We start from the raw sequence: 24,528 nt of genomic DNA, 5'->3' as shown, positions 1-24,528 counted from the left end.
ATAAAAAGCTTGTCTAAAACTACCACAATATTAAAAAGACTGGGTGTCGCCGTTCTCTGGGGAATGGTGCTCACAGGCTTTACAGTATTGCTGGTGGCGGCTATACAGGACAAGGATGCCGGTAAATGTAAAAGTATACAGGTAAAATTTGAGGGGAAAGATGATAACTTTTTTATCGAATCAAAGGATATTAAATCTTTGATCACGAAAGATAAAAATCTGAACCCGGTCGGTAAAAGTATTGCCGACATCAATATCGCTCAGCTGGAATCCATTGTAGACCAGGATCCCTGGGTAAAAAATGCGGAGATCTATTTTGATAACGGCCAGCAGCTGAATATCAAAGTAACACAACGCGAACCGGTAGCCAGGGTATTTACTTTTTCAGGGAACAGCTTTTACCTGGATGGCGCCGGCGAACATATACCGGTATCCAGTCGTTACGCAGCCAGGGTGCCTGTATTCACAGGGTTTCCCTCGGATGCAGAAAAGCTGCAGCAACCCGATAGCCTGTTGGCAGCACAGATAGTAGATATGGGTACATACATTGGTAAGGACCCTTTCTGGATGGCTCAGGTAGAGCAACTCATGATCACGGGCGACCGCAGGTTTGAGTTCATACCAAAACTGGGGGACCAGGTGATTGCATTCGGAGAAGGTATAGACATAGAAAAAAAATTCACCAAACTGCTGGCTTTTTATAAGGAAGGATTGAATAAAGTAGGCTGGAATAATTATACACGCATCAACATCGCATTTGAAAACGAAGTGGTGTGTACCCGTAAGGATGGCGTTGTTCCATTGCAACCAGTGATCAAAACGGATAGTTTGAAACTGGCCGATGCAGATGAACCGCCGATAGCGGACAGCGAAGATTCAACAACGGTAGCACCGGTAGTAGCAAAACCGGTACATTCCGAACCTGCCAAACCGGTAACTAAACCGGCACACGCAGCGAAAGAAAAGGCTAAACCGCAGAAAGCAAAGGTGAAGAAAGAAAAAGCAGCTGCGCCGGCCAAACAACAACCTAAAGCAGTGTATAAGCCAGGGAATAAATCTGTTAACACATCAAAAAAACAAAAAACGCCATGAATCAGGAAGCTCCCATCATTGTAGGACTCGATATAGGTACTACGAAGATTGCTGCCATTGCAGGACGGAAGAATGAATACGGGAAACTGGAAATCCTGGGATTCGGTAAAGCTACATCGTTTGGTGTACAGCACGGTATGGTGCTGAACATTGACCAAACTATTAAAGCTATCAGGCAAGCACTCGAGAATTGTTATGCATCCAACCCTAACCTGGAAATTAACGAGGTATATGTTGGGATCGCCGGTCACCATATAAAAAGTTTGCAAACCCGTGGAGATATTGTACGCAATGACACTGATGCGGAAATATCCCAGAAAGACATTGACCAGCTGATCAACGATCAGTACAAAACAGTTATTCCCGCGAGCGATCAGATCATCGATGTGATTCCGCAGCAATATATAGTGGACAGCCTGCAGAACATTACTTACCCTATCGGTATGTCCGGGGTAAAGGTGGGTGCAAACTTCCATATTATTACCGGCGACAAAAACGCCATCCGTAACATTAACCGCAGCGTGGAGAAATCCGGTCTCAAAATCCGCGACCTGGTGCTTCAGCCACTGGCTTCTGCTGCAGCGGTAATGTGCGACATGGATTTTGAAGCAGGTGTAGCCATTGTGGATATTGGTGGTGGTACCACCGACCTGGCAGTATTTTATGAAGGTATATTGAAACATACCGCCGTTATTCCGTACGGTGGTGAAAACATTACCAACGACATCAAGAACGGCCTGGGTGTATTGAAAACACAGGCAGAACAGATGAAAGTACAGTTCGGTTATGCCCTGGCAGATGAAGCCAAAACAAATGCCTATATCACGATCCCCGGATTAAGAGGTCAAAGCCCCAAAGAGATCTCCGTGAAGAACCTGGCGCACATCATCCAGGCGCGCATGAGTGAAATACTCGATTTCGTGGTATATCATCTCAAGCAGATCGGTATGGATAATAAAATGTTGAATGGCGGTATCATCCTTACTGGTGGCGGATCTCAGCTGAAACACCTCATACAGCTGACAGAATACACCACCGGTGCAAGCGCCCGTATAGGATTCCCCAACGAGCACCTCGCAAGCGGCCACATAGATGAATTAACCAAACCTATGTATGCTACCTGCGTGGGCCTGATCCTGAAAGGCTACAACGATTTTGAAAACGATCGAAAAGCACTCGAAGAAAATTATGTAAAAATTAATACCAGCTATCTGGCCAAAGAACAGGCTGCTCAGTCGGTGGCTACACCCGAAGACTGGATAGAAGAAGAAACCCCCAGCAGTCAGGAAATACAGGACCGGAAAGCAAAAGAAAGGAACGCCTCATTGAAAAACTTCCTGGACAAAATGAAAACAAAAATCATTGATATGTTCACCGAAGAAGAAGATGCAAAACTTTAAAAGTTTAATGGCGCAATTGTTGCAAAAAGCAAACGTTTAATATAATAAGAATTAAGAACGATAATTAATAATGACAGGACAAATGAACCATAGTAACATACAAGCATACACGCACTTAATTCTTAATAGTTCATTATTAATTATTCGTACTAACCCATAAAAGTATAGAGTCATGATACATTTTGATCTTCCTAAGGAAAAATCTTCCATCATCAAAGTCATCGGTATCGGTGGCGGTGGAAGTAATGCGGTGAATCATATGTATAGCCAGCGCATTGAGGGGGTAAATTTCATTATTTGCAATACCGATGCACAAGCTATTGCTAATAGCCCGGTTCCCAATAAAATACAGTTGGGCCCGCACCTGACACAGGGACTTGGCGCCGGTGCAAATCCTGAAATCGGGAAACAGGCGACGGAAGAATCCTTTGAAGAAATCAAAAAAATACTGGAGGTAAATACCAAAATGGCCTTCATTACTGCCGGTATGGGCGGTGGCACCGGAACCGGTGGCGCTCCTATCATCGCGCGGATATGTAAGGAACTCGGTATTCTGACCGTTGGTATTGTTACCACTCCCTTTTCTTACGAAGGAAAAAAGAGAATGCTGCAGGCTGATGAAGGCGTTAACCGCCTGAAAGAGTATGTAGATACCCTGCTGATTATCTCCAATGATAAATTACGTCAGAAATTCGGCGACCTGAAGTTCAAGGCTGCTTTCGAAAAAGCAGATAACGTACTGGCTACTGCCGCCAAATGTATTACCGATGTAATCAACTCTACCGGTCAGATCAACGTGGATTTTGCCGACGTTTGTACCGTTATGCGTAACGGTGGCGTAGCAATCCTCGGTGCAGCACTGGCAGAAGGCGAAAACCGTGCACAAAGGGCGATCGAAGATGCATTAACTTCTCCGCTGCTGAACGACAACGATATACGCGGTGCTAAATGGATCCTCATCAATATCTCTTCTTCTGAAGGTGAATTTGAACACACCCTCGATGAAATGGATATTATTCAGGCATATGTACAAAGCCAGGCTGGTGAAGATTGCGATGTGATCCTCGGTGTTGGCTACGATCAAACACTCGACAGGCAACTGGGCGTAACCATTATTGCTACCGGTTTTGAACAAAAACCCATTACACAGCAGAAAATCACACCCTCCAACCCGGAGCGCGTAGAACCTAAAATTGTAATGCAGCTAGGTAAAGATGGTGACGAAAAAAAGATGAGCGTACAACAGGCACAGGGCACCTTATTCCAGGAGCCGCAAGACCTGATGGCGCCACGCCTGATGGAGCCGGTAGTAAGTCATCCTGAGCCTGTAATGGCTTATACGCCACCGCAGCCACAACAACAGGCGCCTATTGCTCCTGCACGTCAAAACTATGTGCTGAACATACAACAGGTACCACCTGTACAGCCACAACAGCCAGACCCGCAGCAGATACAACAACAAATGCAACAGGCGCAACAGATGCAGCAAATGCAGCAACAACCTGTTCAACAACAACCTGTTCAGCAAGTGCCGCCTGCACATACACAACAGCCTGGTGTAAATATCATTCAACCGCAAACAGGTAATGCGGCCGGAGGATATTTAAACAGACCTGCACATATTTACGTGGAACCAGGCGCGCCTGCTCCCGAAATGAAAATGGTATTTAAAGAGGAAGAAGAAAGTGCGGTAAACGTACCTCCTGCTCCTCCGGAAGTGCCTATGCAACAGGCTTACGAAGATCTGGAAGAACAGAAACGCAAACAAGCGGAAAGAGTGGCCAAATTACGCAGCATCAGTTTCAATGTGAAAAACATGGACAACAACGCGGAACTGGAAAACGTACCTGCTTACCTGCGCAGAAATGTGAACCTGGATAATGGTGCTGGCTCTGCTGAACATCTCTACTCCAACTATACGGTGAGTGGTGATCAGGGCCCTAATAATCATACAGAAATCAATACGATCAATACCTTTTTAGATGGGAAAAAGCCCGATTGATGAACACATTTGATTGTTTTTTAGTTGTGTTAAAAAAAGTCCTCCGGTTCCCCGGAGGACTTTTTTTATGATACTTTTATTCAATTAAAGTTCGTTCAACCCTTGCTTGGCTGTATTCAGTATTTGAGCTGCCGGTGTGGTTTTCAGCGTTTCTTCCTCGAAAGGCTTCACTAAATTATCCAGCTTACTCAAACCTGCCGCGTTGCCGCTTTTTGTAAATGCTTCGCGCAATATTCTAATCTTTTCATAGTCCTGTATACCTTCTATCAGTCTTTCATAACGGATGGAAGATCTCGGTCCCGGATATACGAAATAGGTATCTCCTGCAGCCCATGAGCGGAAACGGGAATCATGCAGCGGATCTGCAACCCAGCAGTTGAAAGCCCAGCGCAAATACCCGTTATATCCTTTGTTTGCAGCATGCCAGCCCATAAATGCCGCTTCTGCAGGTGGGGAAAAAGTAAAAGTATTGGGGAATCCTTCTGTACAACAGGTGTAAAAAGTAGTGGGCAATCCCTTCTCTAAGCGGGTTTTCATGATGTTGGCAGGGAAAGATTCTTTCAGTGCAATACAGTAGTCATGTATTTCATTGGCCAGCGGTTCATGATAGCTACCCGCCAGTGATAATTTGAAGTCGCTGCTCGCACCACGGATCACTTTCAGTGTTTGCAGCATGTCTTCCATAGGCCGCTCATCCATAGCGATAGCCGTAATATCAAACCAGCCCTTTGCTTTCAGGTGCTTTACAAAATCAGTCAGCATAGGCTGCCAGTGCTTTGTATATTCCGCAGAGCCGGGCTTCGCTACAATAAAAGTATCCTTTGCAGCCACCTCATCATAATAGTAGAACTTCAGGTTCCAGGGGATCATGCTGTAGCAGTTGATTTCCTTCCGGATGCCCTGGTCCATCATAAACTGCACCCATTTATCAAAGATGCTGTAGTCGTATGTCCAGCTGCCATTTTTCTTCTTTGTCCATTTTACCATTGTGCCATAGATGTCCTGTGTCTGGCTATTCCAGGGATCATAAATAATGGTGGCAGTGATCACTTTCTGACCTGCATTTGCCAGCATTTTCATGTAAGGTTTCATCGCTTCGAAGTGTGCATTGCTCCAGGGCTTTACGCCATATACGCGGGCTATTGCATAAGGGCTCTGCCACAAATCAAGATGAAATTGCCAGTCTTTCGGAGCAGGCAGGGTATGTTCCAGCACGGTTACTGCAAAAGGCATATCCACTGTTGTGGCGCCTGATTTTACACTCACCGAGCCTTTATATGTACCAGCTGGTGTGTTTGCCGGCACCTGAACGCTCAGCCATACCGGCTGTGTAGTATTGGCGGCGATAGTGCTTTTATTGATGATATCAATGCCATCTGCCACGAGCGAGGAGTCGTAATCCTTCGGGTTGCGGTGCCCGCAGCCGCCGCCGTCTTTATTCAAACCATCTGTGAGTACATATCTCACAAAACCGGTGGTGACTGCCGAAGCCGCAATTTTATTGCCTTTGCTGTCCTGAAGTGCGGATGCCCCGAGGCTTACTTCGGGCTGCACAACGGCAGACCAGATCACCAACTGGGTATGGACCCTTTCGCCTTTCCAGGCTTTCGTTTCCCAGGCTGGCGTTAATCCGCTGTTATCGGGTGCATTTCTTTTTTCATAACGGGTATCTGCAGTACCGAATGCAACGTGAAGCCTGGTGTCATTAACAGCCGCCCAGGAAGCTTTATTAACGGGTTTGGGATCGGGCAGGTCCCTGTAGCCAGCGGCAGGAGATATTTGCGCCCATACGTTTTGTTGCAGTGCCAGCATTACCAGCACGCCAAAAAATTTGTTCACCATACTAAAATTTAGCGTTTTCAGATATTCGGATAACGTGATTTGTTCACTGATCACCGTCATCCGGAAACCTCAATATCTATAAAAAAAGTGGATTTTTTCCTTTAAAGAGGACGATCGGTTATATAAAACAGGAAAGCCGGATCATAATAAGATCCGGCTTTCCTTGTTAAAGATTTATATTAATGTACGATCCGCTTCAGCTGCAGATTGGTGACCGGCGCTACCACCAATGGGTATTTCTCGATGGTCACATAGCTGGAATCCAATCCAAAGCCCCTTTCTTCTGACAAACTGATCTTTTTCAGGAAGAAATACATCTTCATCACCATTCTTTCATACAAAGGCAGGTCGTTGTCGTGCGACAGGAATTTCTCCATAACAATAAACTGGAAGTCGCCCACCACATTATTCTTACTCAGTGATTCATAGCGGCTGGTGATATTTACTTCCTTGTTACGAACCATATCTTCCACCACCATTCTGAACATCAGGTTAATACGCTGTTCCACTTTGAAGCCCAGGCGGAACTCCACGCGTATTACTTCATTTGGAATAATTGTTTGTACAGAATATTCACTCAGGTAAGGTTCATCTACCACATCCACATGTACAAACCAGTATATATCCGCCCGTTTGGGTTTTTTATTGAGAATTGAATAGATGATCTTATGTTCTATTTCTTTCGGATTATCGGCACTGCTCATATACACCAGGTGGGTAGCGTATTTTGGAATGGAGGTATCATTGCTCAGTTCCTGGATGATAGGCAGATAATCTTCCAGTCGCACAAATTCCACGTAACGGTTCTTGATCTTACGCGATTTGAACCATACAATCATCACGAGGAAGAGCGCGCCGGCTACAATAACCGTTACGTAACCTCCGTGCATGAATTTAATCACGTTGGCGAAGAGGAATGAGAACTCTATGGTGAAATAAACGATGAGATATAGTAATATCCACCCTACCCATACCCGCTTTGTATAAAGGTAAAAAGCGAAGAGGCAGGAGGTCATGAGCATACAGATAGTGATGGAGAGGCCATAAGCCGCCTCCATATTCGACGATTCCCGGAAGATCAGCACAATGGAAACGCAACCTACAAACAGCATGGTATTGATACCGGGAATGTAAAGCTGTCCTCTTTCTTCTGTAGGATAGTTTACCCGCATTTTGGGCCACAGGTTAAGCCGCATGGCTTCTGCGATGAGGGTAAAAGAACCTGATATGAGTGCCTGGCTGGCAATTACCGAAGCCAGTGTGGCAATTAATACCCCGAAAATGATGAACCATTCCGGCATAATGGTAAAGAACGGGTTCTGATCTTTTGGCAGGATCTGACCTTTTTGCGTGAGCAGCCAGGCACCCTGACCGAGATAGTTTAGGATAAGACATGTTTTAACAAAGATCCAGGATACCCGGATATTGCCTTTACCGCAGTGACCGAGATCAGAATAGAGGGCCTCTGCTCCTGTGGTACAAAGGAATACAGCTCCCAGGATCAGGAATCCCCGGGGATAAGTAGTTAAGAGTTCAATGGCATAATGGGGACTAAATGCTTTTAAAATGCTTAAATCATCTGCCACATGCGAAATGCCGAGGATTCCCAGCATCGAAAACCACAATACCATGATGGGGCCAAACATCCGGCCGATGGAAACGGTACCGAACTGTTGCATAACAAAGAGCCCTGTGATAATGGTCAGCACTATTTTGACGATGGTCAACTGGCCCAGGTCTTTAAAGACCTCCAGCGTCCGGAGACCTTCAATGGCGGCAGTAACAGTGATAGGTGGGGTGATGATGCCATCTGCGAGCAGGGCGGCGCCGCCAATCATACCAAAAATTACGGTCCATCTGGCGTGGCGTCTTACGAGCGCATAGAGTGAAAAGATTCCACCTTCCCCTTTATTATCTGCCCGGAGGGTGAGGATAACGTATTTAACGGTAGTTTGAAGGGTTAGTGTCCAGATGACACAGGAAATACCTCCAATTACCAGCAGATCGCTGATGGGGTTCCCTCCTACGATGGCTTTGAAAACATAGAGTGGAGATGTTCCAATATCGCCGTAGATAATACCGAGCGCTACTACCAGGCCTGCCAGGGATACCCTGTTGATGTTAATTCCCACGTAATAATAAGTTTATTAAAAAAGCCTCCAAAATTAGGGGTAATAATTGACACTTCAACAATATTTCGTACAGGAGTGTTTGCTTCAAAAAAAAGTCCTCTCCCGAATGAACGGGAGAGGACTTTTTTTAAGTTATCATCTTAATGAGTGATACTGATTAGTTAGCAGGAGCTAAATCAACAGTGCCAGACTCACCAGGAGTGTTTTGTTTGATGAAACGACCGCGGTCGATACCTTGTTTGTCAGCCAGGTAGTCGATTACTGAGTCAACACGACGGCTGCTCAGGTCAACACCACCTTTCTTACCTTTAGCACCTGCGTGACCGGTAACCAGTACATTGCAGGAAGGGTTAGATTTCAGGGAAGCTGCAACAGAAGCCAGGATAGCTTCCTGATCGTTACCTATTTTGGTAGAGCTGCCTTTGAAAGAAACGCTAGGCAGAACCAGGCTTGCGCAAGGCGCAACTGGAGGATTCTTGCAGCATTCTGGATCCGGGCATTTACCAACACCATCAGCATCAACTGGCTGGCAGTAAGTAGGAGTGATCAGTTGTTTGTCTTTGTAATCAGGAACACCGTCACCGTCAGTATCTTTAGCAACACCGTGAACATCCACTGGTGCACCTGCTGGGGTGTTAGGTTCGCGATCGAACTGGTCAGTTACGCCATCGCCATCAGCATCAGGCAGAACCGGAGTTGGAAGCTTCATGTGACGTGGGTTGCTCAGCTCGCTGTAAGCATATTCCAGTGGGTTGATCCACCATAATGGCTGTACACGTTTAGCTGGGTTACCCAGGTTGAAGTTCAGACGTACGCTTGTGTAAGAGTAGAAGTCTTTAGAAGCACCGCCTGGTCCTGCATAACCATCAAGATACGCATCGAAAGGCATAGTTACTTTTTCTTCAATACCGATGTTGAAACGTTTAGAAACTTTAAACGCAACGCCAGTACCTACATCCAGTGCATGACGGAGTAATTGGTTGTCGTCGTTACGGCCGATGGAAATACGGTTACCCTGAGAAGGAGCATTTTGCTCGTATTTATCATCTCTCAGATCTTTGATCTGTTTTCTGATATCACTGCGTTTTGCATTGAAATTAATACCGGAATAGTTATAGCCATTTCCGCTTGCATCTAATGCATCAACGTCAACGTCAGCCATTACGATAGAGTAACCAGCCAGTAAATACCAGTTAACCTTAGGTTCAGCTCTGTAGAACAGGATGTTGCTTAAAGAAGCAATCACATCCAAAGACAGCTGATGGTTTTGAGACTTGTAGTTAGGAACAATCATGCCGCCGTTTAAAGCTGCAGTTCTTCCCCATGGATTGATACCACCTGCAGCCTGAGTAGGACGCAGTTTGTAGTCCTGACCCTTATCGATGGAACCGATGTACTCAGCTCTCAGGGAGAAAGTATGTCCCAGTGCTTTTCTCAGGGAAACACCGCCACCAAAACCTGGTTGAGGAGGAACGGTTCCGCTGATCAGGTGTAAACCACCACTAAAACCCAGTTCCCACATATCTCTCGGTTTAGCCGGGAAATTTGATTGGTGGTTCGTGAAGTTATTTTGTTGTACCATACGCTTGCTAGACACTTTGGAGCTATCCAGAGCATCGTAGCCGGTTGGTTGAACCTGTGCAAAACTAGTAGATGCTGATAGTAAACCCACAGCGCCTGCCAGTAATAAGTACTTTTTGCTTGCCATAATTGTTTTTTTTATTAAAAACTGTTAAAAATTTACTAATAACCCGTTTTTTACCTAGCAAAGGTAAATATCATAAATGAATATACAAATTTTTCTTGCAATATTATTTTCATTGATAAGTCCTTCAAAATTAGAGCTTAAATGAAAGTATTTATATACCTTAATTCCAGTTAAGTTAAAGATCTGTATAACTCGTGTTAAAGGATTCCTTAACTCGTGTTAAAGGAATGTTATACTCCTTATACAAATTAAAGGCCAAAATGTTAAAATGTGATTTATAAAAGTTAGCTTAGCAATCCTTTTTTATTTAATACATGGACGATATTAAACACCTGATAGGTAAAGAATTACAGGATTTTGAAAGTAAGTTCGCAGATTCAGTAAAAAGTCATGTGCCGTTACTGGACCGGATCATGCATTATATTGTAAAGCGAAAAGGGAAGCAGATCAGGCCCATGTTTGTTTTATTATCCGCCAAACTTTTCAGTGACAATATCCAGGAAAGCACTTATCGGGCCGCCGCCCTGGTGGAACTGCTGCATACCGCCACCCTGGTACATGACGATGTGGTAGATGATGCCAACGAACGCCGTGGCCTGTTTTCCATTAATGCCCTCTGGAAAAATAAAATAGCGGTACTGGTAGGCGACTACCTCCTTTCAAAAGGACTACTGCTGTCTCTTAACAATAATGATTTCCGAACTTTACAGATATTATCAGAAGCTGTTAAGGAAATGAGTGAGGGAGAATTGCTGCAGATCGAAAAAACCCGCAAACTGAATATCAAGGAAGATATTTATTTTGAAATTATCCGCCGCAAAACCGCTTCGTTACTGGCTTCCGCCTGCGCTGCCGGCGCATGGAGCAGCAGCAACGATGACCATACCACCGAACAAATGCGCCTTTTCGGCGAAAAAGTAGGCATCGCCTTCCAGATTAAAGATGACCTCTTCGACTATGGCTCCGCCAAAATCGGTAAACCTACCGGCATCGACATCCGGGAGAAAAAAATGACCCTTCCGCTTATCTATACCCTGGAACATGCTTCCACTGAAACACGCAGGAAGATTATTAATATCGTCAAAAATCATAATACAGAAAAAGACCGGGTGGAAGAAGTCATCCGGCTGGTAAAAGCATCCGGTGGCATTGAGTACACCAGGAAAAAAATGTTTGAATACCGGGATGAAGCCCTTACCATCCTGAATAAATTCCCTGAAAACGCTGTCAGAAACGGATTAGAATCCCTCGTACGATTTACAACTGACAGAACATTTTAGTAAGAATAAAAAATAATGTAATATGCGGAAGAAGCGAGAAGCTTAAGCCTTTAAAATATAATAATGCAAAAACGCTGGACAGTAAAGGCATATCAACCAAACCAGGAACAGTTACTACAGTCATCATTACGCATACATCCGTTGTTATGCCGGTTACTGGTACAACGCAATGTGACCAACTATGAGGCTGCCCGGCAATTTTTTCGACCTACACTGGAAGATCTGCACGATCCCTGGAAAATGAAAGACATGGACAAAGCCATTTCCAGGATTGAACTGGCTTTTTTCCAGCACGAAAAAATACTGATCTACGGGGATTATGATGTAGACGGCACTACCGCTGTGGCTACCGTGTACGCCTTTCTGCAAAAACTCTACAGCAATATTGAATTTTACATTCCCCACCGTTACCGCGAAGGATATGGTATTTCCATACAGGGAATCGAATACGCCAGGGATAATGATTTTAGCCTGATCATCGCGCTCGATTGCGGCATTAAATCAATCGAACATATCACCACCGCAAAGGAGTGGGGTATCGACTTTATTATCTGTGATCATCATTTGCCGGATGCAATACTGCCGCCTGCCGTGGCGATCCTAAATCCGAAACAGCACGATTGTCCCTATCCTTATAAAGAACTGAGCGGATGCGGGATCGGCTACAAACTGATCTGCGCCTTCGCACAAAAGAGAGGGCTTCCCCAGTCGGAAGCCAACAAATTCCTGGACCTGGTGGCTACCAGCATTGCAGCCGACATCGTTCCGATGACCGGTGAAAACAGGATACTGGCTTTTCATGGTCTTATAAAAGTAAATGAAGATCCTTTACCTGGTATCAAAGCACTGATTACACTCAGCGCGCTGAAAGAAAAACTGACCATTGCCAACCTCGTATTTGTAATTGCCCCACGGGTAAACGCCGCCGGCAGAATGGACGATGCCCGCAAAGCAGTGAACCTCTTCATCGAAAATGATGTAGAAAAAGCTGCGGCCATCGCAGCCGTACTGCACGCCGATAACTTCGACAGAAAGGAAATAGACAGCACTATTACCCAGGAAGCCATCGTTCTGTTACAAAATGATGTGGATATTGCACGCAGAAAATCAACCGTGCTTTACCAGGCACACTGGCATAAAGGAGTGGTAGGCATTGTGGCTTCCCGCCTGATCGATAAATATTATTATCGCCCTACTATCATCCTCACCCAGTCGAACGATAAAGTAGCCGGCTCCGCCCGTTCTGTGATGGGGTTCAATGTATATGAAGCCATCCACCAGTGTAAAGATCTTCTCGAAAATTACGGAGGACATTTTTATGCGGCAGGGATGACCATGAAAACAGAAAATGTAAAAGCTTTCCAGGAACGCTTTGAAGAAGTGGTAGCCCGGACCATCCACCCGGATCAGCTGGTACCGGAAATAGTGATAGATACCGAAATCCATTTCACGGAAATCACTGCTGCATTTTATAATATTCTCCGGCAGTTTGAACCACTGGGGCCAGATAACCTACGCCCTGTTTTTCTTGCCAGAAACCTTGTTGACAACGGCTACTCGAAGATTGTAAAAGATGACCATATTAAATTCTCCGTCAAACAGGGGAGATATGGTCCCACTATGTCCGGAATTGGCTTTTATATGGCGGAGAAATTTCCGTTGATGGCAGATAAAAAGCCTTTCGATATGGCATTTACACTGGATGAAAATGAATGGAACGGACAAACGTCCCTCCAGCTGAAAGTAATTGATATCAGAACTGCAGCTATCCAGTAACTTTTATAAAAGAGAGATGAAGGCAGTTACAAGTGTTGCTTCAGCAGCCAGGTATAAACATCCTGGTTGGCGTAGGCCCTTGTCCAGGCATCATGGCCGCCGTTTGGATATTCCGTATACTGCACATTATTACCCAACGTTCTTAATGCCTTTACCAGAACACGTGAATTCTCCACATTTACGGTGGGATCGTCTGCTGAATGGAAAACCCATATAGGCATGGTTTTCAGATTTTTCATACGGTTTATATCTCCTCCCCCGCTGATAGGAACAATGGCGGCAAATTTTTCGGGGTGTGCAGAACTCCAGTCCCAGGTTCCATAGCCGCCCATGCTCAATCCGGTCAGATACACCCTCTTTGGATCTACATGATATTTGCTGATCACTTCTTTGTATAATATATCAAGGTACTGTGGATTCCACCATCCGCTCAGGCATTGTGGAGCAATTATCACAAATGGCTTTCCTGCTGATACTTTTACCAATCCAACATTCCTTATCATATCAATATTATTCCCCATTTCCCCTACCCCATGAAGAAATATCACGATCGGCCATTTGTAATCTTTCTTTTCGTTATATCCATCCGGGATATAAAGCAGGTAGTTACTGATGTTGCCTCCTTTGGTATCTATTTTTTTCGCAGTGATGCCTGTTTGCTGTGGAGGAAAAGTATCGCCTGGTGGCGGCGTTACCGGTATGGTATCCCCCGGCCGATTAGTTACCGGATTAGTCATTTCTGTTTTTGAACAGGAAAAAAATGCGAGCGCACTCAGCACAAAGACATGGCACAAAATTTTAATTGCTCTTTTTTTCATATAACTAGTACAAACTAAAGTCCCCCGGCCATACGCCGGGGGACAGTTTTACAATATTTTTCGTTTCAGTTTTTCTATTGCAACAACTGCAAATAAAAGACCAAAAGAGCAAACACCGTTAATTTTTTTTATTGTGCCGTCTTATTATTTTTTCTCGCCCATCAATTCCACACTTCTATTCACAAATGCTGTAAGATCTGCACCTGTCAACAGGTTTTGGGACAACAGCGCCAGGTCTGCCAGGTTCTTTATCTGCTTCTGCTGCAATGCGTTGTCTTCTTCCTTAAGGATTTGTGTATACACAGGGTGGTTGGCGTTGATGGTCATATTTATTTCATCAGGCATGCTCGCATACCAGCTCATTCCGCCGCCGCCCATGGCTGCCATATCTTTCATACGACGCATCAGCTCCGGACGGGTTACAATTACCGGTTGCGCTTCTGCGCTGAGTCCTTTCATTTCTACTTTGATATTGGGTTGCGTTACCTGGGAGCCAAACAGCTCCTTCAAAGCACCCTCCTGTTCTTCTGATAATACGGTAGTGGTATTTTCTTCTTTATCGATCAGGTTATCGGCAATATCTGCATCTACACGGGTAAAGGAAACGTTATCCCATTTGATTTCCATGTTGTTGATGAATGCCGCATCCACCATTGTTTCCATCTTTACTACCAGGAAGCCTTTATTTTTTGCGGCCTGCACATAGCTGTCCTGCTGCACGGGATTGGTAGCATACAATACCACCAGTTTCTGTTCCTTGTTGGTTTGCAGGGCTGCTGCAGTAGTACGGTATTCTTCCTGTGTATAGAATTTACCGCCTTCCACATCTTCCATTATCAGGAACTTGTTGGCTTTCTCCATGAACTTGTCGTCGGTCATCATACCATACTTCACAAACAGTCCGATGGAATCCCATTTATCTTCAAAGGAAGCGCGGTCGTTACGGAATATTTCATCCAGTTTATCCGCAACTTTTTTGGTGATGTGCGCATTGATCTTTTTTACATTAGGATCACCCTGCAGATAGCTGCGGCTCACGTTCAGCGGAATATCCGGGCTATCGATCACGCCATGCAGCAACATCAGAAATTCCGGAACAATATCCTTCACTTCATCTGTTACATATACCTGGTTGGAATACAGATTGATCTTATCTTTCTGCATCTCATAGCTCTTGTTAATCTTCGGGAAATACAGGATACCGGTGAGATTAAAAGGATAGTCTACGTTCAGGTGGATCCAGAACAAAGGAGGTTCTGCATATGGATATAATTCTTTGTAGAAATTCTGATAATCTTCGGTGGTCAACTCGCTTGGTTTCTTTGTCCAGGCAGGAGTAGTGTTATTAATCTGCGTGCCTTCAAAAGTTACCGGAACCGGCAGGAATTTACAGAACTTTTCGAGGATAGTGCGGATGCGTCCATCTTCCAGGAATTCTTCGCTTTCCTCGTTGATGTGCATTACAATTTCAGTTCCCCTGTCGGCCTTGCTGATTTCTTCCAGTTCATACTCAGGGCTTCCGTCGCACTCCCAACGTACAGCGGGAGCTTCTTCTTTCCAGGATTTTGAAAAGATTTCCACCTGGCTGCTCACCATAAAGGAAGAATAAAAACCAAGACCAAAATGACCAATGATATTGGTGCCATTTTCCTGTCCTTTATATTTTTTCAGAAACTCTTCTGCACCGGAAAAGGCGACCTGGTTAATATATTTATCCACTTCTTCTGCAGTCATACCGATCCCATGATCTGCAATGGTGATGGTTTTCTTTTCCTTATCTACTCTTACATCAATAGCAATGTCTCCCAGTTCTCCTTTAAATTCTCCTACACTGGCCAGGGTTTTCAATTTCTGGGTCGCATCCACGGCATTACTTACCAGTTCGCGGATAAAAATTTCATGATCTGAATACAGGAACTTCTTGATAATTGGAAATATGTTCTCTGTCTGAACACGTATTGCACCTTTTTGCATTGATATCTGATTTTTTTTGGTAAACTTTTTTCAAAGTGTGTGCCAGCGGGATGAAGGCTGACAAGATGACAACACACAAGTTGAAAAAATATTAAATATGAATATTGCGGCTGTGAATATACACTACCTGGGTTTATCCATCATTGTAATTTAATTCTGAAAAAAGGGCAGTGCAGAAAATGTCTATAACAAATATGAAAATAAATCCATATTACATTCCGTCAAATTAACAAAATAATCATATTAAAAAAACCGCCGAAAGGGTTTATTCAGTAGATTTATTGTATCGAAACCCGGATTCCCCAATTTTTCAAATATTACTATGGAAAGACCTCTACTCATCTTCTTATTTATGGCTTTTTTTGTTTGTGCTAATGTAAGCGCACAAACAAATCCGGCTGGGCAGCCATTACCGTATGAACAAAATTTTGACGCGTTACCATCGACTGCTGTAACATACCCAGCGGGATGGCAGGGATGGCTACTCAGCGGCGCTCCTTCCGGCAGCTTTAATACAGCGGCACCGGCATCCGATAAACCACTGATCAGTAACGGCAGTGCGTCGGCTACTGCCAATGGCGTTTATAACTACACCGGTAAACCGGGCTTCCTGAACAGCGGCAGCGCCGACAATTCACTGGTGCTTTCCCTTAGTACCAGCGGACAGCAGAATGTACGTTTAAGCTACGATGCCATGACCATCAGGAATCCTTACGATGGCAACTCCAATACAAGGATCAATGAAATGGTTATTCAATATCGTATAGGCGTAACCGGTACCTTTACCAGTATCAATGAAACGGCCTACCAGAATGACACCATTCAGCAAACCGGTTCAGGTGTTACCTCACCGCAGCACCTGGTGAATATGTCAGTGATATTGCCGCCGGATTGTAATAACCAGGCGATTGTACAACTGCGATGGGTAAACCGCCAGATCAGCGGCGCGGGCTCCAGGCCAGGATTTGCCATTGATAATATCACTGCATCCGGCAGTGGCAGAGATACCACTCCCCCTGTAATCACCCTCCTGGCACCGGTTAACGCGGCAGCAGACGTGTCGCCTGTTACATCTCCCGAAATTATATTCAGTGAAAACATAAAAGCCGGTAACGGGTACATCAGGTTGCACAACAGTAACAGCGGGATAACAGACAGTTTTCCGGTAACCGGTAACGCTGTTGTAATTAATAACAATGTGCTCACCCTGAAACAAATCCTGCAACCACACAGTCATTATTACATCACGCTGGACAGCGGATTAGTAAAGGATCTGTCGGATAATAACTTCACAGGTATGGCAGATACCACGCAGTGGAATTTTACCACCGGCAGCCAGGAACTCAGCTATAACTTCAACGACTGTACGCCGATTGGCAGCAGCCAGTTGAGCGGTGGTTTCACACAATACAGTGTAACCGGCGCGCAGCTATGGGGATGTACTAATTTCGGTCAGCAGAACAGCAATGGTATACAGATAAATGGTTACAGCGGTGGAGCTGTTGAAAATGAAGACTGGCTGATATCTCCCGTATTTGACCTCACCGGTTTGCAATTCCCGCTGTTACAATTCAGCAGCCGCACTGCGTTTGCCGGACCCACACTTAGTCTGCGTGTTTCCACTAACTACACGGGCAGCGGCGATCCGCGTAATGCTACCTGGACTACGCTGAATGGCCGTTTTCCTGAACCCGGCAGCGACGTGTGGACATTATCCTCTGGTATTAATCTCGCTGCTTACAGGCAGACAGGCGTTTATATTGCTTTTGTTTATACATCCGGTCCTGCCGTTCAGGCGGCACGCTGGACGATTGATGATTTCAGGCTGACGGATACCACCGCTGCGCCGGCGCCGAGTTTGAACAGCAGTCCCACTGCCATTGACTTCGACTACGTAAAATCCGGGCAAACATCAGAAGCACAGCGTGTTAGTTTCTGGGCCAATGATTTTACCGGAGAGCTGAAAATCACTGCCCCGGCAGGTTTCATGGTGTCTGGCGACAGCTCCAATTACAGCAGCCAGGTTATTTTCACTGCAGCAGCATTAGCTGCCGGTCCGCAGGAAGTATTTGTAAAATTCGCCCCCGCGGCGGCTGATCAGGCTTACAGCGGCCAACTTGCCTTCAGCGGTCCCGGTTTCCCCGGCCGTTCCATTGCACTCAGCGGCACATCGTTGCGGTCATTAAAAGTGGTAAACTGGAATATAGAATGGTTTGGCAGTCCGGCTCAAAACCCGGCCAACGATAGTTTACAGCAAGCCAATGTAACTACCATCCTGAAAAAACTGGATGCCGATATTTTTGCGTTGGCAGAAGTAGTGGACACTGCCCGTTTCCGTGCGGTGGTGAGCCAGTTACCGGGTTATAGCTATGTGTTATCGGACTTTGGTTCTTATGCAGATAGTACCACGGATGCTGATTATGTATCGGCACAGAAGCTGGCGTTTGTGTATAAGACGGCCGTGATCCGTAAAATCAGCACTTACGGCATATTAAGACAGGGAGGCAGCAGCAATGCTTATTATAACTGGTCGTCCGGCAGGTTCCCTTATGAAATGGAGGCTACTGCCAAACTGGGTAATGACTCGGCGCGTATCCGGTTCATATTATTGCATGCGAAGGCCAATACAGGTACAAAGCCCGAAAAGATTACTTCCTGGAACCGCCGCAAAGACGGGTTGAAGGAGTTGAAAGATACGCTGGACCTGCAATATCCGTATAGCAATATTATTATGCTGGGAGATTTTAATGATGATCTGTCTAAAACCATTACAACGGAGTTATTACCGGATACCACTACTTCATATATTGACTTCATCCGCGACAGTATCAATTACCGGCCGTTGACCCTGTCCTTGAGTTTATCAGGGCAGCGTTCCACCGTCAGCTATGCCTCGGTGATCGACAATGTGATCGGTTCCAACGAGGTGGGTGTTGCTTATTTACCGGCATCTGCACGGATACAAACCCAGGTAGCGGGGCTGGTAAGCAGTTATGGTACTACTACCACGGATCATTACCCGGTATTAAGCAGGTATAATCTGGGTATTTTGGGCAATCCTTTACCGGTGGAAAACTTCGATGCCCGGGCCGATGGCGGTAAAGTGCTGGTTAGCTGGCATACGCCTTATGAAATCAACAGCAGCAGGTTTGTGATAGAACGTTCCCGGAATCTCCGGACTTATGAGGCGGTGGACACGGTGGCTGCTCATGGTAGTACCGCGGAGGCATCCGATTATATTTCCTATGATGAGCAACCCTGGCCGGGATTTTCCGCTTACCGGTTAAAAACGATTGGGCTGGACAGCAGTGTAAGGTACAGTCCGGTTAAAATGGTATTGGTAACGGACAAGGACTTCTGGCGGAAGCTGTTGTGGTGCATATTTGGCCACCAGTTGCAGTATTGGCTGGACTGGCCCCGCAGTGGTGATGCAAATATAACATTACTGGATGTGCAGGGTCGTGTCCGTTACCAGGGCAGAACTACTTTCGTAAAGGGCCGGAACTACAGAACTATCGCTACCGACCAGTTGCCGGCGGGCATATATTTCCTGAGAGTGCAGTCGGGTGAGTTGGTGCAGGTGACCAAGATTCTTATTAATCAGTGATCTTTTTTGAAAAAACCATGCAAATGAGACGCCGCCCTGCTTACCGGGGCGGCTTTTTATGTATGGGTATCAAGTAATTACGCATTATTCTCTATAAAAGGCAAGATATTTAGGGAAATCGGCCTTTCATGCGTGGAAATAAGGAATAGTTCAGTATCTTTGCGGTCCTAATTTTTTAATTAAACCATTTAAAACAGGGAATTATGAACTACGAATTGATGGTGATCTTTACCCCTGTGCTTTCTGAGGACGACTACAAAGCCGCCCAAAAGAAATTCGCTGATATCATTAAAGATAACGGCGGAGAAATCACGCACGAAAATCCCTGGGGATTAAGATCACTGGCGTATCCTATCCGGAAGAAGACTACAGGAATGTATGTTGTTCTGGAATACAATGCGCCATCCGACCTCAATGAGAAGCTGAAAATCCAGCTGAATCGCGATGAAAATGTATTACGTCACATGATTACTGCGCTGGACAAGCACGCTGTTACTTACAACGGTCGCAAAAGACATGGCGTAAATGCTGAATCTAAAACCACTGAAGCTTAAAACTATGGCAGTTAAACCGAAACAAGAAATCAAGTACTTAACGGCCGTAAAAACCGAGAAACGTCAGAAGAAATACTGCCGTTTCAAGAAGTTGGGCATCAAGTACGTAGATTACAAAGACGCGGAGTTTTTGAAGAAATTTTTGAACGACCAGGGCAAGATGTTGCCACGTCGTATTACGGGTAACTCCCTGAAATTTCAGCGTAAAGTAGCCCAGGCTATTAAGAAAGCTCGTCAAATGGCTTTATTGCCTTATGTTACTGACCTTTTAAAGTAAGAAGTTATGCAAATTATCTTAATACAAGACGTAGATAACCTGGGTCAGAAGAATGAACTGGTTAGCGTAAAAAATGGTTACGCCAGGAATTTCCTGATTCCTCAGAAATTTGCGGTAGAAGCAAGCCCTTCCAACATGAAGCAGCTTCAGGAACGCCTGAAAGTGCAGAAAGTGAAAGAAGAGAAACTGCTGGCTGAAATTGCGAAAGTGGTAGAAGTGTTGAAAGCTTCTCCTGTTAAAATTGGCGCTAAAACCGGTACATCCGGTAAGATCTTCGGTAGCGTAACTGGTGTTCAGATTGCCCGTGCAATTAAAGAACAGAAAGGTTATGAAATTGACCGTCGCCGCATCCACATCCTGGATGATGTTAAAGAACTGGGTACATACAAAGCTCGCCTCGATTTCGGTAAAGGCAACGAAACCGAACTGGAATTTGAAGTAGTAGCTGAGTAATATTCCAACTTGTTTGGAAAGAAGAAAGTCCCGGGCTGAATCAGCCCGGGATTTTTTTTGTATCAATATGATTGCATTTATGTTTCATTAACGAATGGCAACCGAGTTGTTGATAGATTTGGTTATATTTGTAATGTAACCACAATGAAACCAGCAAAACACATATCAACGCCTGATCCTAAAGTCATCACTATTCTGAAGAAGATGATAGCGGATAAGAAATTGATTCATGATTACATTACGAACGGTCGTGATTTATCTGAATTAAAATCTAAAGGTATTAAGTTTGTTCAGCCCTTATAAACTCACAGAATTAAAAGTCGGGTTATATCAATTTACAACTGATCAAGAGGTTGTTTATAATGTATATTTTGGGGATGGCATATGCTATTTTCAGGATTATCCGGAATTTTCCGATGATGTAATGACATTCGGATTTGACAGGATTAGCAGCCCCCACTCTAAATCCCGCGCCGACATAAAAATCCGCTTTACAATTACCCATCACATTCTTAATCTCCTTAATGAAAAGCAAGACAAAATCTTATTTTTTGTCTGTGATAGTGCAGACAGCAGGGGAACGGCCAGAATGAGAATGTTTGAGCATTGGTACCAGCAGCAAAAAATCAGTTTTCTTGAAAAATATAATGAGTCTATCACCACATCAGAAATAGATATCCACTGTTCCATCATTCTTCATTCAAAAAATGTTATGAAGGAACACATCATTTCCAGCTTTCGCAATCTCAGTAAATCCACCGCCGAAAAACTCAAATCTTATTAGTATTTTCATACCAATATTCCGCCATGAGTATGAAAAATATTATCTTCTTCTTTATCGCCGTTGTTACCGCCTCGGCCTGCAGCACCAGGAATCACAGGCCCGGACTTCCCCGGCTGACCACCATCAGCATCCAGGGTGAAAGCACGCCCCAGTATACCTTCCGGTATGATCAGCAGGGCAACCTCGCTGAACTGGTACATCACCGGCCATTAAACGATACCATCAGCACTTTTTCCTATGATCATTCCCACCGGATCACCGGAATGGTAATATCCAACCGGGAAAATAACGTCACAGCAATAAAAGAGCGCGCTAAAGTCACTTCCTGGGACAAAGATGGTAACATCGCTACCGTACAATACTTTGATGCAAAAGAGCAACTGCTCCGCGTTGCCAATGTTCGCTGGAAGAACGGGTTACCGGCTGCCATGAAGTACTCCGATTCCACACAGGCAGTCAGCTGGAATTATGATGCCGCAAACCCTGTAAGAAAAGATATCTGTATCGATAGTTTCTCAGGCAAAAAAGAAGATACGTTCGTTACTTTGAGAACTGCAAAATACGAATGCGAAGATTCTATTAATCCCCTGCATCCCCTGGCCAATCAGTTGCTGCTCAGTCATGCTGTGGCTCCGGTCGTTAACCTTTCTCCCCAGGGTGACTTATCAGACGCTTTTCTGCACCTGAATACCCATAATCCTTTTCTTATCAAGATTACAGAAAAAGAAAAAACACGCTGCCAGCAAGGTTTACTCGAATATGACCGCACTACCACTGTTCAATATGCCTACTATTTCAACGGCGGCCGCCAATATCCGGCTGGCGCCTGGGTGCATTTACACAGTGAAGGATATACCAAATTGGGAAGCGACAACCATTTTGCACTTGAATATCAATACGAATAACGCGCAATTCGGGATTTTTCATTAACTTTTAGGAGATGAAAATCACAGACCGATTAAAGGCGATGCCGGTTACACTGGTGTTGATCGGCATAAACGTACTCGTATTTCTTTACACCATACTAACAGGAATGAATATATGGTGGGGAGATGGAACCCACCTGCTGCATGCCGGCGCCAACTATTGGTCACTGACCATAGAGCAACAGCAGTACTGGCGGCTGTTTGTCAGCATGTTCCTGCATGCAGGAATGGGACATCTTTTCACAAATATGCTGGGACTGTTTATAGGAGGCATCTTCCTGGAACCGGTATTGCGTAGTTTCCGTTATGGCCTTGCCTATATGATCACAGGATTAATATCCGACTATGTCAGCATCTGGTATCATAAAGGCGCAGTGGGTGTAGGCGCTTCCGGTGCTATTTTTGGCATTTACGGTGTATTCCTGGCGCTGCTAACCACTTCCCTCTTCCCGGCGGAAATAAGGAAAGCGTTTCTGGCTTATATCGGCTTATTTATAGCATTAAATGTAATCGCTGCTGCGGTTTCACAAGGAGTGGATAATGCAGCGCACCTGGCTGGCTTTTTAAGCGGCACCCTTACCGGGTATCTTTTCTTTTTTACACTGACAAAAGCAGATGGAGAAAGACTTACCCGCTAAACCTCTTCCGAAATTCTAAATACTTACATTTGTACACTTAAATGCAACAAAAGATGATGAATAAGTTATGGTTTCTGCTGTGTGCATGCGCAATAATGATATTGAGCTGCAAAAACAAAACAGCAGATAACACCAACGCCACTGCCAACGATTCCACACCGCCTGCTATTAATAAAACTCCCGATGATACCGTTCAGCTGGGTAATAAAACCTTCTTCGTGTACTTTATCGAAAAAACAGATTTCGATAAATTTCCGCTTGCTCCCCCGGATTCCAGCGAAGCAGATGTACTGGCAAAAGACAGCCTCGTAAAAAGGGAAGGAAATAAACTAACCATCCAGCTGGAAAATGGAAAGCAAAAGATCATGGCGAATAACAACAACGACGGCGAAGATTATATCGGCTATACCTATGCCGGCAGTTATCCAGCTATCAAAAGAAAAGGATTTTTTATTACCTACTACGAAGGCAGTGCCTTTGAGCTGGTAAATACCCTGAATGGCGATTCTATGGTAACCTGGTCGGCCCCCGCCGTTTCACCAGATAAAAAGTATATCATCACCGCATCAATGGACCTGGTAGCCGCTTTTGATCCTAATGGGTTTCAACTGTTTTCTGTAAACGGTAACGACATAAAAGCCGTGGGAGAAGCCAGCCTCGACGACTGGGGTCCGGGCCTGGTACACTGGATCAATAACAAAACCATTCTATCTGAATACATTACAATAGACGAGGAAGGAAATACACAAATACGCTATGTGAAAATGGTAATGCAATAACAGTATTTAGTATATTTAGTGAGATATCGCATATCAAATCCACGCTCATGAAAAAACTGTTCACCGCTGGTTTATTAATAGCACTCACCTGTTGCTATACCGCTTTTGCCGCGCTCTCCCCAGTTAATACAAGGTTCCAGGCACCTACCATGAATGTGGAGGGAACTGCCAGTTCAATCGTCAGCAAACTGGATAAATCACTGCTCCTCACCGAAACGCAAAAGCCCAAACTACTTAATATCGTAACTAATTACCTGCGACAAAAAGTCAATATCCAACCACTCCAGCAAAGTAATCTGAAAGCTTATACTACCAAGATGAACAGTATGCAAAATGGATTGCATGCAAAGCTGAAGCCACTGCTAACACTCACACAATACACAGAGTTCCTGGGGCTAAAACCTAAATCCTTCGACGACACAAATGTTTTGTCGCAATTATATTACTGAGCAACGCGGATGTTGTCTTGGCTCAGGATTACGCTGA

The 24,528-nt window shown here is 44.8% G+C and carries 19 protein-coding genes; 14 read left to right on the top strand and 5 right to left on the bottom strand.

The window, feature by feature from the left end; all coding sequences use genetic code 11:
- Nucleotides 1-9 precede the first annotated feature (9 nt).
- From AB6805_RS10085 to ftsZ, 3 genes are all read left to right on the top strand, one after another.
- Nucleotides 10-1,092 (top strand): cell division protein FtsQ/DivIB, encoded by a 1,083-nt coding sequence (locus tag AB6805_RS10085; RefSeq protein ID WP_370909300.1) that lies wholly within the window; start codon nt 10-12, stop codon nt 1,090-1,092.
- Entirely contained in the window at nt 1,089-2,492 is a 1,404-nt protein-coding gene (gene ftsA, locus AB6805_RS10080; RefSeq protein ID WP_332006248.1) for a cell division protein FtsA, read from the top strand. The genes AB6805_RS10085 and ftsA overlap by 4 nt, the downstream gene beginning before the upstream one ends.
- A gap of 172 nt (nt 2,493-2,664) precedes the next feature.
- Nucleotides 2,665-4,494, top strand: a complete 1,830-nt coding sequence (gene ftsZ / locus AB6805_RS10075; protein ID WP_370909299.1) for a cell division protein FtsZ — start codon at nt 2,665-2,667, stop codon at nt 4,492-4,494.
- Nucleotides 4,495-4,578: 84 nt separating this feature from the next.
- On the opposite strand, the gene AB6805_RS10070 is transcribed toward ftsZ, so the two are convergent.
- From AB6805_RS10070 to AB6805_RS10060, 3 genes are all read right to left on the bottom strand, one after another.
- Nucleotides 4,579-6,336: a glycoside hydrolase domain-containing protein gene (locus AB6805_RS10070; RefSeq protein WP_370909298.1), complete on the bottom strand. Its 1,758-nt coding sequence runs from the start codon at nt 6,334-6,336 to the stop codon at nt 4,579-4,581.
- A gap of 179 nt (nt 6,337-6,515) precedes the next feature.
- Nucleotides 6,516-8,468: a KUP/HAK/KT family potassium transporter gene (locus tag AB6805_RS10065; RefSeq protein WP_370909297.1), complete on the bottom strand. Its 1,953-nt coding sequence runs from the start codon at nt 8,466-8,468 to the stop codon at nt 6,516-6,518.
- 157 nt (nt 8,469-8,625) lie between these two features.
- On the bottom strand, nt 8,626-10,176 hold the full coding sequence (locus AB6805_RS10060) for an OmpA family protein (RefSeq protein WP_370909296.1): 1,551 nt from the start codon (nt 10,174-10,176) through the stop codon (nt 8,626-8,628).
- Between the two features lie 314 nt (nt 10,177-10,490).
- On the opposite strand from AB6805_RS10060, the gene AB6805_RS10055 reads away from it, so the two are divergent.
- Together AB6805_RS10055 and recJ are read left to right on the top strand one after the other, a co-directional pair.
- Nucleotides 10,491-11,456: a polyprenyl synthetase family protein gene (locus AB6805_RS10055; RefSeq protein WP_370909295.1), complete on the top strand. Its 966-nt coding sequence runs from the start codon at nt 10,491-10,493 to the stop codon at nt 11,454-11,456.
- A gap of 63 nt (nt 11,457-11,519) precedes the next feature.
- The gene (gene recJ / locus AB6805_RS10050) at nt 11,520-13,232 is read left to right on the top strand and encodes a single-stranded-DNA-specific exonuclease RecJ (RefSeq protein ID WP_370909294.1); all 1,713 of its coding nucleotides are present in this window, start codon (nt 11,520-11,522) and stop codon (nt 13,230-13,232) included.
- 26 nt (nt 13,233-13,258) lie between these two features.
- Here the strand turns inward: recJ and AB6805_RS10045 are convergent, their stop codons facing one another.
- Nucleotides 13,259-13,969 carry a prolyl oligopeptidase family serine peptidase gene (locus tag AB6805_RS10045; RefSeq protein WP_370909293.1) on the bottom strand — a complete coding sequence of 237 codons (711 nt, stop codon included), beginning with the start codon at nt 13,967-13,969 and terminating at the stop codon, nt 13,259-13,261.
- A 225-nt stretch (nt 13,970-14,194) separates the two neighbouring features.
- Nucleotides 14,195-16,024 (bottom strand): molecular chaperone HtpG, encoded by a 1,830-nt coding sequence (gene htpG, locus AB6805_RS10040; RefSeq protein ID WP_370909292.1) that lies wholly within the window; start codon nt 16,022-16,024, stop codon nt 14,195-14,197.
- Between the two features lie 322 nt (nt 16,025-16,346).
- Between htpG and AB6805_RS10035 the strand changes: the two genes are divergently transcribed.
- The 9 genes from AB6805_RS10035 (at nt 16,347) to AB6805_RS09995 (ending at nt 24,491) form a co-directional block, all read left to right on the top strand.
- Nucleotides 16,347-19,631, top strand: coding sequence for an Ig-like domain-containing protein (locus AB6805_RS10035; protein ID WP_370909291.1), 3,285 nt, complete (start codon nt 16,347-16,349; stop codon nt 19,629-19,631).
- A 203-nt stretch (nt 19,632-19,834) separates the two neighbouring features.
- Nucleotides 19,835-20,185 carry a 30S ribosomal protein S6 gene (gene rpsF / locus AB6805_RS10030; protein ID WP_227024404.1) on the top strand — a complete coding sequence of 117 codons (351 nt, stop codon included), beginning with the start codon at nt 19,835-19,837 and terminating at the stop codon, nt 20,183-20,185.
- Nucleotides 20,186-20,189: 4 nt separating this feature from the next.
- The gene (gene rpsR / locus AB6805_RS10025; RefSeq protein ID WP_079470050.1) at nt 20,190-20,462 is read left to right on the top strand and encodes a 30S ribosomal protein S18; all 273 of its coding nucleotides are present in this window, start codon (nt 20,190-20,192) and stop codon (nt 20,460-20,462) included.
- A 6-nt stretch (nt 20,463-20,468) separates the two neighbouring features.
- Entirely contained in the window at nt 20,469-20,915 is a 447-nt protein-coding gene (rplI, locus tag AB6805_RS10020) for a 50S ribosomal protein L9 (RefSeq protein WP_079469410.1), read from the top strand.
- A 286-nt stretch (nt 20,916-21,201) separates the two neighbouring features.
- Nucleotides 21,202-21,699, top strand: coding sequence for a DUF6169 family protein (locus AB6805_RS10015; RefSeq protein WP_370909290.1), 498 nt, complete (start codon nt 21,202-21,204; stop codon nt 21,697-21,699).
- 29 nt (nt 21,700-21,728) lie between these two features.
- Nucleotides 21,729-22,604 carry a hypothetical protein gene (locus tag AB6805_RS10010; protein ID WP_370909289.1) on the top strand — a complete coding sequence of 292 codons (876 nt, stop codon included), beginning with the start codon at nt 21,729-21,731 and terminating at the stop codon, nt 22,602-22,604.
- Nucleotides 22,605-22,639: 35 nt separating this feature from the next.
- Nucleotides 22,640-23,263, top strand: coding sequence for a rhomboid family intramembrane serine protease (locus tag AB6805_RS10005; RefSeq protein WP_370909288.1), 624 nt, complete (start codon nt 22,640-22,642; stop codon nt 23,261-23,263).
- Nucleotides 23,264-23,316: 53 nt separating this feature from the next.
- A complete protein-coding gene (locus tag AB6805_RS10000; RefSeq protein WP_370909287.1) occupies nt 23,317-24,042 on the top strand; it encodes a hypothetical protein in 726 nt (241 codons plus the stop codon).
- A 47-nt stretch (nt 24,043-24,089) separates the two neighbouring features.
- Nucleotides 24,090-24,491 (top strand): hypothetical protein, encoded by a 402-nt coding sequence (locus tag AB6805_RS09995; RefSeq protein WP_370909286.1) that lies wholly within the window; start codon nt 24,090-24,092, stop codon nt 24,489-24,491.
- Nucleotides 24,492-24,528 lie beyond the last annotated feature (37 nt).

Source organism: Chitinophaga sp. RCC_12 (assembly GCF_041360695.1).
Classification (GTDB): Bacteria; Bacteroidota; Bacteroidia; order Chitinophagales; family Chitinophagaceae; genus Chitinophaga.
Note: the sequence above shows the minus strand (reverse complement) of the source record. Positions and strands in the feature narration are given on the sequence as shown.